Origin of the sequence: Mesorhizobium norvegicum (assembly GCF_004919685.1) — a bacterium.
GTDB lineage: Bacteria > Pseudomonadota > Alphaproteobacteria > Rhizobiales > Rhizobiaceae > Mesorhizobium > Mesorhizobium norvegicum.
The window spans coordinates 133,291-146,493 of sequence record NZ_SMYZ01000041.1 but is presented as its reverse complement, the minus strand read 5'-3'; the positions used below and the strand labels follow the sequence as shown (position 1 = coordinate 146,493).

The window sequence follows — 13,203 nt, the reverse complement described above, 5'->3', positions numbered from 1 at the left end:
TTAAAGAATCGACATCGTTATCGCCCTTGTGTGCAAGGAATAGGCTCGAAAGAAGTCAGGTTTTGGGCATGGCTCACACCTAGGCTGACGTCCGCAACCCGTAATTGATTAACACTTGGTAAATCAGGCTTGACTCATAAATGCTGCCATGCAGCTATTGCGCTGCAGCATGTACCTGCTGACGGCACTCGACAAGCCGTTTCCAGTCCTTATCGGAGAGTAAAATGGAACAGAATGTTGAAAAGCATGAATACGAAACGCCAAGCCTGACGGTGCATGGTTCGATTGAAACCATCACCCAGGGCGGCGGCGGCAGCACGGCGATCGACGCATCGTTCCCCGCGCACACGCCGATCGGCGACCTGACGTTCTCCTGAGCCTATCGCAGTTTTCCAGAGTGACACGTTGGGACTCTGGATCCAAAAAAGTAAGAGGGTCGGGGGCCAAAACCTCCGACTCCATTTTCATTGCCTGGAACTGCCCGTGCGTATCGTAAGCGAGGTTTTGGGATGAACTGGAAGCTATCCGGCCATGATTTGGCCGACCACGATTTGGTGAGTGCGACCAAGGATGCCGTGGCTTGCGAGTTCGGCAATGGCCTGGCGCTGCTCAATCTCAAATCCAACATCTATTACAGCCTGAACGGCGTCGGTGCCTTCATCTGGGAGCTGATCCAGGAACCCAGGTCGATCGCCGACATCCGCGGCGCCGTGCTTGCACGCTACAATGTCGACCCGGAGCGCTGCCGGGCCGACGTCGACGCATTGCTGAAGGGCCTGGCCGACAACGGGCTTGCGAGGCTGCATCATGAGGCACTTGTCTAGGCCGGCCCCGCACAAGGCCATGGTTTTGCGGCAGGAACCCGCGACGGAAAGAAGCCCCAGGCAGACGAAACGTCGGGGAAGCCGGCGAAGTCTGTTCAGGGTTTTCTCCCTGAGCGGCTCGGAAAAGATCTTTCTTGGCCGCTGCCTGCTGGTGGTCGCGGCGGTTCGGCTGGGGTTAACGCTGCTCTCCTACAACCGCGTTCGCAGCCTGGTGACGCGGCTCGACGCGCGTCAGTGCGCCTCGATGGGCGAGTTGCGGCGTGTCGCCTGGGGCGTTGCCGCCGCGGCCCGTTTCGTCCCCTATGCCACGTGCCTGACCCAGGCGCTTTCGGGTCAATACATTCTCGCCCGCCAGGGCAATGAATCGAAGATACGCATCGGCATCGAACGCGGCACGGGCGAGCAACTGAAAGCACATGCCTGGCTGGTCAGCGACAACCATATCGTACTTGGCGGATCGATCGACGGTTTCGCTCATCTCGTCGATCACGGCAGCCGATGAGCGGCGTCGCCGGAATTCTGCTGCGCGGAAGACACGCATCAGCGGTCCGGGAATCCGCACCGGCGGTTGCGGCGGCGGACATTCAGCAAATGCTGGCGCGCATGCGCCATCGCGGCCCTGACGGCAGTTCGTGGTGGCTGGACGCCAGCATCGCGCTTGGCCACGCCTGGCTCAACACGTTAGATGAAGCCGGTCCGGGTCCACTGACGATGGCTGGCGGCAGACTCGCCATCACCGCCGATTGCCGGCTGGACAACCGTGACGAGCTGCTGGCCAGGCTCGGCATCCGCGACCAGTCGGTCGCCGACGCGATCGTGCTGATGCGGGCCTATCTGCGCTGGGGCGAAACCTGCCCGGTGCACCTGCAAGGCGATTTCGCCTTCGCCATCTGGGACGGCGAGCGGCAATCGCTGTTTTGCGCGCGCGATCATTTCGGCGTCAAGCCGTTCTACTATCACGCAGCGGACCAGCGTTTTTCCTTTGCCTCGGAGATCGGGCCGATCCTGGGCGTCGAGGGGGTCGGCACACGTATCAGCGAGCACCAGATTTCCGGCTTCCTGGCCGGGCTTCCCGACGACCCGCAGTCTACTCCCTACGGCGATGTATTCAGCCTGCCGGCCCGCCACAGCCTCACCGTCACCGCGCAACAGGTGGTGCTGCGCCGCTACTGGCAGATCGAGCCGTCGGCGCGGCCCTTGCGGTCGGATGCATCGGAGGAGTTCGCCCACCTGTTCTCGCAATCGGTGCGCAATCGCATGCGGGGAAGTCAGGCGGTCGGCGCAATGCTGAGCGGCGGCCTCGATTCCTCGTCAATCGCCTGTGTCGCCGGCCTGCAGAATGCCGCCGCGCGCAAGCCGAAGCTGCCCACCTTCTCGCTGATTTTCGAGAAGGGCTCGCCGATGGACGAGCGGCCCTTCATCGATGCAGTTCTCGACCAGCAGCAGTTTGACCCAACGCTGATACCAGTAGGCAACTATGCGCCGTTCGCCGAATTCGAACGCGTGCTGGAAGAACAGCAAGGAACGTTCCTGGCTCCGGGCCTGACGCTCACCCGCGGCATCTACCGGACGGCCGGCGCCAAGGGCATCAAGGTGCTGCTGGACGGCCATGGCGGCGACGAGGTCGTTTCACAAGGCCACGGCCATCTGCATGAGCTTGCCAATGCCGGCCGATGGATGGATCTGTGGCGCGAGATCCGCAGCGCTTCCAACACCTATGGCGACAGCACGCTTGGCCTGTATTTCCAGTTCCTGACTCTCTACGGGCCGGCCTGGCGCGTCGCCAGGTTGAGACATCTGGCGAACCGTGCCCTGAACAGGATCCGCAAGCCCGCGCAGATGCCGCGCGGCTGGCGCGACCTGATCAATCCGGACCTGGCCAGGCGCACCGAGCTTGTCGACCGGTTTCACCGGGCCGGCACTATGCCGCCCGGCGTCCAGGCCAGCGACGCCTTGAGCCATCGCTGGATCCTGTCAAACGGCTATGTCCCGCATGCTTTCGAGGTTCTCGACAAGGCCGCGGCCAATTTCGGCGTCGAGCCGCGCTACCCCTTCTGGGACAAGCCGCTGGTCGAATTCTGCCTGGCACTGCCGGGTGAGGAGAAATTGAGCCACGGCTTTGGCCGCTATGTGCTGCGCCGCGCCATGCAAGGCGTCCTGCCGGCGGCGGTGCAGTGGCGGCGCGACAAGATCGATTTCACCGCCAATCTCGTCAACGGCATGCTGCGCAACCACCGCAACCTCCTGGAACAGCTGCTGGTCTCGGATGCGAATCGCATCGCTCCCTACGTCAATCTGCCTCAGGTGAGTGCTGCCTATGCACGGCTTTTGCGCCAACCCGATCAGGCAGCACCCCTGGATGTCCAGTATGTCTGGCGCTCGGCCTCGCTGTCGCTCTGGCTGCGGCAACTCCAGCACAGCGGGAGCCCCGCATGATGCCTCGCAACGAGCCGCTCGCCGCATACAGTGATGGTCCCCGTCCGCATGGCCGGGTCGTGCGAGAACGCCGCTTCTACCGGGCCTATGGCTTGACCATCGCGTCCGAGGTGACGTTGCCCGAACTGGAGCCGGCGGCGCCTGGGGCGGCGGACGTCGTGATCGCCGTCGGCGCGATCGACCTCCCAAAGCCCTCGCCCGAGGCCGCGACCGACTTCCGCTTCGAGCCGGACTGGCAATATCTGGCCTGGCATGCCGTCGGCGCGTTCCTGATCAGCGATGGCCGCCGTATCGACATCGAGCCGGCGCCCGGCGTCGACGACACGCTGATCGCGTTTCCGCTGCTCGGCCCGGTCATGGCGCTGCTCTTGCACCGGCGCGGCCTGCTCGTCCTGCACGCCAGCGCCATTGCCGTCGCAGGCAGGAGCGCCATCTTCATGGGCGACAAGGGTGCGGGCAAGTCGACGACGGCAAGCGCGATGATCCGGGCCGGACATCAACTGCTTACCGATGACGTGGTGGCGCTGGACCTCGCCAATCCGGGTGAGCCGATGATCGTTCCGGGCTTTCCGCAGATCAAGCTGGCGGCCGACGCCGCGGCGGCGATCTCGCTGGGCGAGGCGGACGTGCGGCCGCAAGTGCATCCGGCGATCGACAAGATGCAGCATCGCCTGAACGGCGGCTTTTCCGGCGACAAGGTGCCGGCGACCAGGATCTATGTTCTCGAGCGCGGCGACAGGGCCGATGTCACGCCCTTGCCCGCCATCGCCGCCCTGCCGGCCATCATCAAATTCTCCTATGTGACGCGTTTCGGCCGGGCGGCCCTGCCCGACGATTTCGCGGCGGCGCATCTTCGGCAATGTTCATGGATTGCTAACCATGTCGGCGTGTGCCGGCTGGAAGTCCCGACGGGCCTGGCCAGGATCGGCGAGGCTGTGGAGTTGATCACCAGGGATTTGGCTGCCGGTCGCCGGCAGCTGTGAGCGCAATCATGTCGAAGTCCTCAATCCTTCGCCTGTCGCTGTTTCGAGAAATTGCCGCATTCGGCGCCGCCATTGCCCAGATCGGCGGTCGGCGCGCCTGGACGGCACTGATCTTCCTCATCCTGGGCAGCCTGACCGAAGGCATCTCCATCCTGCTGCTCATCCCGCTGCTGCATCTGGTCGGACGCTCCGACCAGGATTTCGCGGTCAGGCTGCCTAACAATGATTTCGTGCGCTGGCTGGTGCCGGACGGCACGCTGCAACTGACCACGGTGCTCTGTGCACTCGTCGGGCTTGTTGCGGTGCAGGCGGCATTCAACCGCTTCAAGTCGGTCTACATGGCCAAACTTCTGTTCGATTTCATCAACCGCGTGCGCATGAACCTGTTCGAGAGCATAGGCAAGGCGCGCTGGGGCGTTTTTACGCGCATGCGGAGTTCCGACCTCGATCATGCCCTGACCGGCGACATCGACCGCGTCCAGGGCGCTGCGTTCTCGCTGTTGATGCTGGTGCAGATCGCCGTGCTTCTGGCCGGCTATCTGCTGATTTCCATGTTCATCTCGCCGGTCATGACGCTGTTTGCCGTCGTCATCGGCATCCTGATGTTCGTGGCGCTGCAGCCCTTCCGGACGCGGGCCACTGCCTTTGGCCGGGTGCTGACCGCCAATCGCCAGGATCAGTACCGGACGGTCTCGGAATTTCTCGGCGGCATCAAGGTGGCCAAGAGCCTGAACGTCGAAGCCAGCTATTTCGCGCAGTTGCAGTCGACGCTGGAAAAGATGAAGGCCGACAATGTCGACTATGTGCGCAACAGCACCATCGGCACCGCGGTGTTCCAGGTGGCGAGCGTCGTCGGCCTGAGCCTGTTCATCTATGTGGCGCTGGTCCGCTTCAACCTGTCGCTGGCCGAGATCGTCGTCCTGCTGCTGGTCTTCATGCGCATCGCGCCGCGCTTCATGGACATGCAGACGCAGGCTCAGCAAGTGCTGATCAATCTGCCCGCCTATACGGCGATGCGCAGCCTGCAGGCACGGTTCGACGCCGAACGCGAGCCAGACGAGGCGGGAGCCTGGGAAGGCGACAAGCTGTCGCTCACCACCGGGCTCAACGTAAGGGATGTTTCCTTCTTCTATGGTGACGACCCCAACAAGGTGGTGGTCACCGGCATCACCTTTGGCCTGCCGGCCGGCAAGGTCACCGCGCTGATCGGCCCCTCCGGATCGGGCAAGAGCACGATCGCCGACATGCTGCTCGGCCTGCTCGAACCGAGCGCCGGCAAGATGCTCGTCGACGGTATCGAGATCGATGCCGCCAATCGCCGCCGCTGGCGCGACCAGGTGGCCTATGTGCCGCAGGACGTGTTCCTGCTGCACGACACGATCGCGGCGAACCTGCGCCTTGCCGCGCCGCAGGCCAGCGATGACGATCTGTGGGCCGCGCTGCGCTCGGCGCATGCCGGCGAGTTCGTCGAACGGCTCGACCTCGGGCTGGAGACGGTGGTCGGCGACCGCGGCGTGCGGCTGTCGGGCGGCGAACGCCAGCGCATCGCGCTTGCACGCGCGCTGCTGCGCAAGCCGTCGCTGCTGATCCTGGACGAGGCCACCAGCGCGCTCGACTGGCAGAACCAGTCACTGATCGCCAGGTCGATCGACGGATTGCGCGGCACGATGACGATCCTGACCATTGCGCACCGGCCGTCGATGATCGCCTTCGCCGACTGGGTGGTGGCGATCGAAAATGGCCATATCGTCGAAGTCGGCCAATATCAGCGGCTAAAGGAAAAAGCCGGCAGCCGGTTGTCGAGGATGCTGTCGGGGGAACAGTCGGAGACCGAACCCGCCAACGTGGCGTGAGGGTTAGGATGTGTTGAGATTCAGGTCAGGCCGAGTCGAAAACGGCTGATACCGAGAACCGGAGCGGAGCGTACGTTTGGGTACGTGAGCACCGTTCTACCGCGACGCGGTAGAACGGGGAAGCGCAGGAAGCCGCCGTTTGCAGGCCGGCCTCATCTGAATATCAACGCATCCTTAGTGCAGGCTGCGCCTGGCGTTGCCCAGCTTCTCGCCTTCGGCCACCTCGGGCGCATTCAGTTTTCGCTCAGCGTCACGAGCCATGTCGGCCGGCGTCGGCGGGCTCCTGGCGATCATGGCATAGACGAGTACGAAGTAACCCGCCTGGATAACAACCGCGCAGATGATGACGCGCACCAGCGTCGTGCCTATCGACGCGCCGCCCAGCCAGGACCAGCCGACGACGATCGCCAAAGCGAAAATCATCCCGAGGATGAATTTTGGAAGCGCCATACCCAACAGCCCATAAACCGGCTCGGGTACATTTAACGATTGCCCCACCCGAGCGCCGTCCCTTGTCATGTGGGCTTGTTAAGGTCGCCCACTCTCGACCGGTTGCTTCCGGCCTTTGATACCTGTCGCTACTCTGACAGGTATAATTTGCAATTCTATTAAGGCGAGCAGTAGGCGGCAAGGGCAACTGCGGATATTTTTGATTGAGCTTTTGCGATCGACTCTGCCATGGTGCAATGCACGCGACCGGATTCAAGCCGACCTCCTGCCATCCACGATTTTCAGTAGAATGGGCAATATTAAGTAGTATTTTATATGGTTTTTCCCAAGTATCATGGCATGCTAAAGCACTAACGTGTGCCGTATCCCGGCAGATAGGTAGGCCCGCCTAAAAACCGCCCCAAAAAGGTCCCTATTTTTTCAATGGTGCCCGTTTATTGTCACAAATGTGCTAAACATCCCGAAATTTGTGCATGTCTAGCTTATTATTTAGTCAATTCATGACGTGACTATTTCAGCGGGGTGGTAAATTGTGTGTTGCGCTGCAACATTTTTTTGGTATCGTGTGGTGAACCATTCGTTCAACGCATGGAGTTTACGGCATGAGGGACGCTGCCAAGTCGGCCACCGCGAGCTTTTCGCAGGCTGACATCGATTTTCCGCCGCCGATCGGCGGCCTGCTCAAACGCAGCTTCGATATCACCGGTTCACTGATTGGCTTGATCGCCCTCAGCCCGCTGTTTGTCATGATAGCGCTGCTCGTCAAGTTTTCCGACGGCGGCTCGATTTTCTACGGCCACAGGCGAATCGGGCGCGGCGGGCGGATTTTTCCTTGCCTGAAGTTCCGCACCATGGTTCCGGACGGCGACAAGGTGCTGGCAGCCTATCTCGCCACCAACCCGGACGCCAATGCGGAATGGATCGCGACACGCAAGCTGAAGAGCGACCCACGCGTCACCCGCGTGGGAGCGGTGCTGAGGAAACTCAGCCTCGACGAGCTGCCGCAGATCATCAACATCCTGCAGGGCGACATGAGCCTTGTCGGCCCTCGTCCGGTCGTGCGCGACGAACTGGAGATCTATGGCACATCCGCCGTCTACTACCTGAAATCGCGGCCGGGCCTGACCGGCCTGTGGCAGGTCAGCGGCCGCAACGATGTATCCTATGACAGCCGCGTCGCCTTCGACCGCCACTATGTCGAGAACTGGTCGCTGTTCGAGGACGTTCGCATCATCATCAAGACTGTCCCGGCCGTGTGGATGTCGCGCGGCTCTTACTGACCAAGCCGGTGGCCAATGCCATTGGCGCCGGCCATTCGACGCAAGCTCATCGGGCGATGGGGCTAAAGCGGATCGGAACGTTCAGTTGAAAACAGATATGCTCGAAGCCTTTCGCAGCGGCCCGGTTTCCGGCCGCCTGCGGCGGGCGCGTTTGCTGGCCACATGCCTTGCCATGTCGCTCGTCGTCCCCCACATCGCCGCCGCTGGCGACTACCGCCTCGGGTCGCAGGACAAGCTCACCATCCGCGTTGCCGAATGGCAGACCGTGGAAGGCACATTTCGTGACTGGTCGGCGGTGAATGGCGAGTACACGGTCGGTCCATCCGGCACGCTGTCGGTGCCGTTCGCCGGCGAGCTGCCGGCATCCGGCAAGACCACATCCGAAATCGCAACGGCGATCGGCGAGGCGCTGCAGCGCAAGCTCGCTTTGTCGGACAGACCGGAAGCCTCGGTCGAGATGGCGCAGTTCCGGCCATTCTACATTTCGGGCGAAGTCCAGAACCCCGGCCAGTTTCCTTATGTGCCCGACCTGACAGTGTTGAAGGCCATCAGCGTCGCCGGCGGCATCAGGCGCAACGCCGACTACGGCCCTCAGCTCGGCAAGGATCTTGTCACCGCCACGGGCATGTTCGATATCTCCGACGACCAGCGCATTCGGCTGATCGTCCGGCGCGCCCGCATCGACGCGGACATGGCCGGCAAGGCGAGTTTCGACGTGCCTAAGGAGGTCGAGGGCGATCCGAGACTGCCAGCCATCGTCGCCGACGAGATGACGATCCTGACGGCTGACCAAAAGGCGTTGAAGCTGAAACTCGAGGCGCTCGACGACCTGAAAGGGGTTTTGGAGTCCGAAATCGAATCGCTGCAGAAGAAGATCGTCAACCAGCAGCAGCAGGTCGACCTGGCACAGCAGCAACTCGCCAGCATCGGCCCGCTGGCGCAGAAAGGCCTGATCGCCAACGCCCGACTGCTGGATTCGCGCCAGTCCGTCGCCGACCTGCAGGGCAAGATCCTGGACTACGAAACGGCCATCCTCACCGCCAAGCAGGCGATCAGCAAGGCGAAGCAGGACGCCATCGATGCCCAGAACACCTTGAGTTCAAGTCTTGCCACCGACCGGCAGCAAACCGAAGCCGACCTGAACGAGGCCGCGCTGAAGGCGAATATGCAGAAAGGCCTGATCTCCCAGGCCAGCGATCCAGCGACGAGAGTCGCCAGCGACACCGACCAGCAATCCAGCCTGATCTACGCCTTGGTGCGGGTCGTCGACGGCAAGACCAGCGAAATCGCCGCGAAGGAAGATACGCCGGTGCTGCCTGGCGATGTGATCAAGGTCAAGCTGGCGCCGCTGGCCAGCCAGTAGGCTCGCGAACCCCGGTATCATCCAGTGCTTCAATCCGTCCCGTGAGGGACGGATTTTTTGCTGAGCGCCATGCTTGCCGGGCGCGTTGCTAACCTCATCGGTGATGTCCCGGTTGACCCGCTGCGGTGGGCCTACGGCGGGACGTTCGTTGACGCGATCAATGGACACGACAGCTACTGTTACTGTGTCCACTCAGCCAACGCGCTCGGGTAGATTGTTCAGGCGGCCGCGAGTGGGTCATCCAGAAGAAGGTTCCATGGCGCACTGGCAGGCGCAACGATACGCCTTACGACTGAGCACGGGGGGCTTCGGTGCGAAACGGACAGCAAACGGGCTATGTATTAGCCACAAATGATGTATTCCTCGGTCCGAGCGGCTCGGCTAGGCTTCGTGGCCAAAAATCAATTCAATAATGTGTCGGCAAGCTTTACGCGCTTTGGCCGCAGGAATCCCATGCCTTGGCAAGGCGGGAGCCGAAATGGCAAGCTCAGAAACACTGCATCGCCTGAACAATCTGGTAAGGAGCCCTCGCCTCAAATTCGCAGCGGCTCTGGGCGCAGAATTTCTAGGGCTGCGCTATACCATCATCAGGCTCGACCCGGTGAACGCCTGCAACCTGCGTTGCGGCATGTGCTTCTTTTCCAATGATCGCTGGCGTGCGGAAAATGCGAAGGGCCGGCTTACCAAAGAGGACCTTGAGCGCATCGCCGCCGAGTTCTTTCCGCAGGCGCTACAGGTGCACTTCGGGGCATCCATGGAGCCGACCATGTTCAAGGACTATCCCTGGCTAGTCGAACTCGCGACGCGACACCGCGTGCCCTTCATCGGCTTCACGACGAACGGACAGCTTCTTACCGAGCAAGGGATCCGCCGCCTGTCGGAAGCGGGCCTGGACGAGATAACCATCTCGACGCATGGCACGGAAAAGGCCACCTATGAAGCGCTGATGCCGGGCGCTTCCTTCGACCAGCACCACGCCGTGCTGAGGATGCTCGCCAGGGTGAGAGAGGGCGGCAGGAGACCGCGGTTGCGTCTCAATTTCACCGTCAATCCGGACAACCTCCTGCAGGTGAAAGACCTGATCAAGGTCTATGGCGAATACAGCCCCGATACGATCCAGATCCGTCCGGTCTTCGATTTCGGCGGTACGACATATCGCAATACAGACCTCTCCCACGACCTGACGGCCTACAGGAAGGCGGTTGCAGGCGTGGTTGCGGAAAGCAAGGAGAGGCGCATCCGCATCCTCGCCAATACGAAAGACCCGACGCACCAGCAGCAGAACATATCAGCCCATGTCTATCGAACGGCGTTCCTGCGGCAGGTCTCGGCGACGAATGTTTGGAAGGACGATTTTTCCTGGCGCCTGGAATCACTCGACGAGTACTCGCACCGCATACACTGGAAACGCCGGCTTTTCCGGTACGTGCTCCGGCCGTACCCGGAAGGCAAGTTGCCGCTCTCCCAAGCGGCTGCAACGCAGGTCTATTGAAGTCCGGTAATCAAGGGCCGCTTTCGGAGCGCAAAATTCACCAATCAACCTCCCGCGCAGAATCATCACGAGTGTCGCCGTCTTCACCGCTCAGCGAAACACGGGGGCGGATTGCGCTTACACTTCAGGCCGCGCGCTGATTGCTCATGACGGACCGGCCGCCGCCGGACGGCCGGCATGCCGGGGCCAGTCAGCCTCAGTCCTGGCCGCATCCGCCGGCTCCAGGGCCTGCGACCGCCGCGTGCGGGTAACGGGCAGCCGCGCCAGCTTGAAGAAGCTGAAATACATCAGGAAAGAGCCCATGATGTAGGGGTTGAGAATCTCGACCTCGACGAAGGAGCGGATCAGCAGCAGCACCATCACGCCGAAGAGGATCACCGAATCCGCCTGCCATGTCCTGAAGATCACCGCCGAGACGTGGCCGTAGAGCGTGCGCAGCATGATCAGCGATACCAGCGTCGCCCCGACGAAGCCGAGCTCGACGAGGGCCTCGATATAGGTGTTGTGGAAGTGGAAGCCGGTGCGGGTGGTGATGTAGAACTCGTTCCACAGCCGCTCGGCTTCGGCGAAGCCCTGCACCCAATAGGCGGCATAGCCGACGCCGAGAATCGGCGATTTCTGCACCGCGTTCCAGCCCTGCTCCCACAGATAGGTCCGCCCGGTGAGTGTCGAATCCTTGCCGAAGAGGCCGAGGACGAAGTCCATCAGCCCGAGATTCAAAGCGACGAAGGCAGTCACGACCAGCAGGCCGGCGCCGATCAGGAAGATCACCCGGCGATAACGTCGTGACAGAAGTTTGCTCATGGCAAGAAGCGCCACAAGCGCCAGAACCGCCGGTATCGAGGCCATCGAAGTGGCGGAATGCGAGACGACCAGCACATAGGCCGACAGCAGCACGACGGGCACCGCCAGGATGAGGCTCAGCCGACCGCGCCGGTAAAAGGCAAGGAAGACAACGCAGAAATAGATGCCGAGAGAGCCGACAAAGCCGATCTGGTTCTTGGAGGCGAAGGCGCCGACGAAGTTGACAGTGCCGTCGAGAACATCCTCGGAATAGTTCCCGACCTTCAGCGAATAGATGAGGACGACGAATATCCCGATCAGCGCCCCTATGGTCAACGTGCGCACGCTGACGGTGCGCGCAGCTACGTAAGCGCAGGCGATATGGGAAAAATACTGGACCGAAGTCCTTGCGGTGACGCCGGGCGCCTGCGACCAGAAAACCGAGAAGCAGACATAGGCCGCAAACAGCAGCGGCAGCCAGGCGCTGGACAGCTGCCGCAGGAACCGCCGGTGGTCGACCAGGATGAGCGGAAGCCAGACCGCATAGTAGGCCAGGATCAGCACCTGGCCGAAAATGACCGAATAGGAAAACGCCCAGATCGAGACGGCTACGGCAAAGGCGCCATAGACCGAGTTCTTCTCGGGATCGATCAGCAGGGACTTTGGAATCTTCATCTCAGAGTCCCGCCGACACGACCCAGGGCCGGCAAGTCATGAGCCGGCCGGAAACTTCGCAAACATGGGCGTGCAATAAACGGCGTCTCCATTGTGCAGTGCAATATAGCCTATCGTGCCCGGCGCTCAATGGCAAATCCGGTCACCTTGTCTTACAGCGAGGCGATTGAGGAGAGGTCCGTCCGACCTGGTGGCCTGGATCAGGCTCAGTTCCCTGCCGGCGCAAACGCTACCACAGGGCTCCGCCGGTGATCTGAATGTTTTCCATGGTGATGCCCTTGGCCAGATCAGAGCACAGGAAGACGGCCAGTGCCGCGATCTCCTGCGGCTGCAGCATGCGTTGCTGCGGATTGCCCCTGGCGATTTCGGCCATCGCCTCCTCAGGCGTGCGCCCCTTGCCCTCGCGCTCGACGACCTGCGCCACATTGCGGCGCATCAGTTCGGTCTCGACCCAGGTCGGGCTGATCATGACGCAGGTGACGCCATGCGCGGCACCTTCCAGCGCCACGCAGCGTGTGAGGCCGAGAAGCCCTGCCTTGGAGGCACAGTAGGCCGGGTTGTCCTTCCAGCCGACCGAGGCGGCGGTTGAGCCGATGTTGACGATGCGGCCCCAGCCACGCTCGATCATGCCCGGCAGCACGGCACGCGTGACGCGGAAGGCGCCGGTCAAATTGGTGTCGACGATCTTGTCCCACAGCGCATCGGAATGGCCGCAGACCGGCTGCTCGGCGGTGGTGCCGGCGGCGTTGACCAGAATGTCGGCGGGGCCAATGGCGGCTTCGGCGTCCGCCGCGAAACGATTGGTGACGTCGCTGTCACGCACGTCGAGATGGGCGGCGTGGACCTTGGTGCCGTGGGCGGCAAGAGCCGCACGCACGCGCTCGATCTCGTCCGCGCCTGGATAGTAGGCGGCATCGGACCTGTCAGCGCCGGCAGGCGCGATGTAGGAGCCGACGGCAACGTTGGCGCCGGCTTCAGCCAAAGCCGTGGCAATGGCGAAGCCCATGCCCGAGAAACCGCCGGTGATGATGGCACTGCGGCCGGAAAGATTGTTCATGGCGCAC

General features: G+C 62.1%; 12 protein-coding genes. 9 read left to right on the top strand and 3 right to left on the bottom strand.

Translation table 11 applies throughout. The features are described from left to right. The first annotated feature begins 224 nt into the window (after positions 1 to 224). The 6 genes from FCU66_RS17355 to FCU66_RS17330 all read left to right on the top strand — a co-directional run bounded on the left by FCU66_RS17355 (position 225) and on the right by FCU66_RS17330 (position 6,096). Positions 225 to 377 (top strand): lasso peptide, encoded by a 153-nt coding sequence (locus FCU66_RS17355; protein ID WP_010913078.1) that lies wholly within the window; start codon positions 225 to 227, stop codon positions 375 to 377. Between the two features lie 132 nt (positions 378 to 509). Then, the gene (locus tag FCU66_RS17350) at positions 510 to 824 is read left to right on the top strand and encodes a PqqD family protein (protein WP_136617487.1); all 315 of its coding nucleotides are present in this window, start codon (positions 510 to 512) and stop codon (positions 822 to 824) included. A 151-nt stretch (positions 825 to 975) separates the two neighbouring features. Next, positions 976 to 1,326, top strand: coding sequence for a lasso peptide biosynthesis B2 protein (locus FCU66_RS17345; protein WP_246093932.1), 351 nt, complete (start codon positions 976 to 978; stop codon positions 1,324 to 1,326). Next, complete coding sequence (locus FCU66_RS17340) at positions 1,323 to 3,260, top strand: lasso peptide isopeptide bond-forming cyclase (RefSeq protein WP_136617489.1); 1,938 nt, start codon at positions 1,323 to 1,325, stop codon at positions 3,258 to 3,260. The genes FCU66_RS17345 and FCU66_RS17340 overlap by 4 nt, the downstream gene beginning before the upstream one ends. Next, positions 3,257 to 4,243, top strand: coding sequence for a phosphoenolpyruvate carboxykinase (ATP) (locus FCU66_RS17335; RefSeq protein ID WP_136617490.1), 987 nt, complete (start codon positions 3,257 to 3,259; stop codon positions 4,241 to 4,243). Before FCU66_RS17340 ends, FCU66_RS17335 begins: the two co-directional genes overlap by 4 nt. An 8-nt stretch (positions 4,244 to 4,251) precedes the next feature. Continuing rightward, positions 4,252 to 6,096, top strand: a complete 1,845-nt coding sequence (locus FCU66_RS17330) for an ABC transporter ATP-binding protein (protein ID WP_136617491.1) — start codon at positions 4,252 to 4,254, stop codon at positions 6,094 to 6,096. Between the two features lie 174 nt (positions 6,097 to 6,270). On the opposite strand, the gene FCU66_RS17325 is transcribed toward FCU66_RS17330, so the two are convergent. Further along, positions 6,271 to 6,546 (bottom strand): exopolysaccharide production repressor exox, encoded by a 276-nt coding sequence (locus tag FCU66_RS17325; protein WP_136617492.1) that lies wholly within the window; start codon positions 6,544 to 6,546, stop codon positions 6,271 to 6,273. Positions 6,547 to 7,148: 602 nt separating this feature from the next. Between FCU66_RS17325 and FCU66_RS17320 the strand changes: the two genes are divergently transcribed. The 3 genes from FCU66_RS17320 (at position 7,149) to FCU66_RS17310 (ending at position 10,681) form a co-directional block, all read left to right on the top strand. After that, the gene (locus tag FCU66_RS17320; protein ID WP_136617493.1) at positions 7,149 to 7,826 is read left to right on the top strand and encodes a sugar transferase; all 678 of its coding nucleotides are present in this window, start codon (positions 7,149 to 7,151) and stop codon (positions 7,824 to 7,826) included. Between the two features lie 97 nt (positions 7,827 to 7,923). Next, positions 7,924 to 9,189: a polysaccharide biosynthesis/export family protein gene (locus FCU66_RS17315; RefSeq protein WP_168991832.1), complete on the top strand. Its 1,266-nt coding sequence runs from the start codon at positions 7,924 to 7,926 to the stop codon at positions 9,187 to 9,189. A 436-nt stretch (positions 9,190 to 9,625) separates the two neighbouring features. Continuing rightward, entirely contained in the window at positions 9,626 to 10,681 is a 1,056-nt protein-coding gene (locus tag FCU66_RS17310; RefSeq protein WP_168991831.1) for a radical SAM protein, read from the top strand. Between the two features lie 144 nt (positions 10,682 to 10,825). Here the strand turns inward: FCU66_RS17310 and FCU66_RS17305 are convergent, their stop codons facing one another. Together FCU66_RS17305 and FCU66_RS17300 are read right to left on the bottom strand one after the other, a co-directional pair. After that, on the bottom strand, positions 10,826 to 12,139 hold the full coding sequence (locus tag FCU66_RS17305) for an O-antigen ligase family protein (RefSeq protein WP_136617496.1): 1,314 nt from the start codon (positions 12,137 to 12,139) through the stop codon (positions 10,826 to 10,828). A gap of 229 nt (positions 12,140 to 12,368) precedes the next feature. Further along, positions 12,369 to 13,196 carry an SDR family NAD(P)-dependent oxidoreductase gene (locus FCU66_RS17300; RefSeq protein WP_136617497.1) on the bottom strand — a complete coding sequence of 276 codons (828 nt, stop codon included), beginning with the start codon at positions 13,194 to 13,196 and terminating at the stop codon, positions 12,369 to 12,371. Between the last annotated feature and the right edge of the window lie 7 nt (positions 13,197 to 13,203).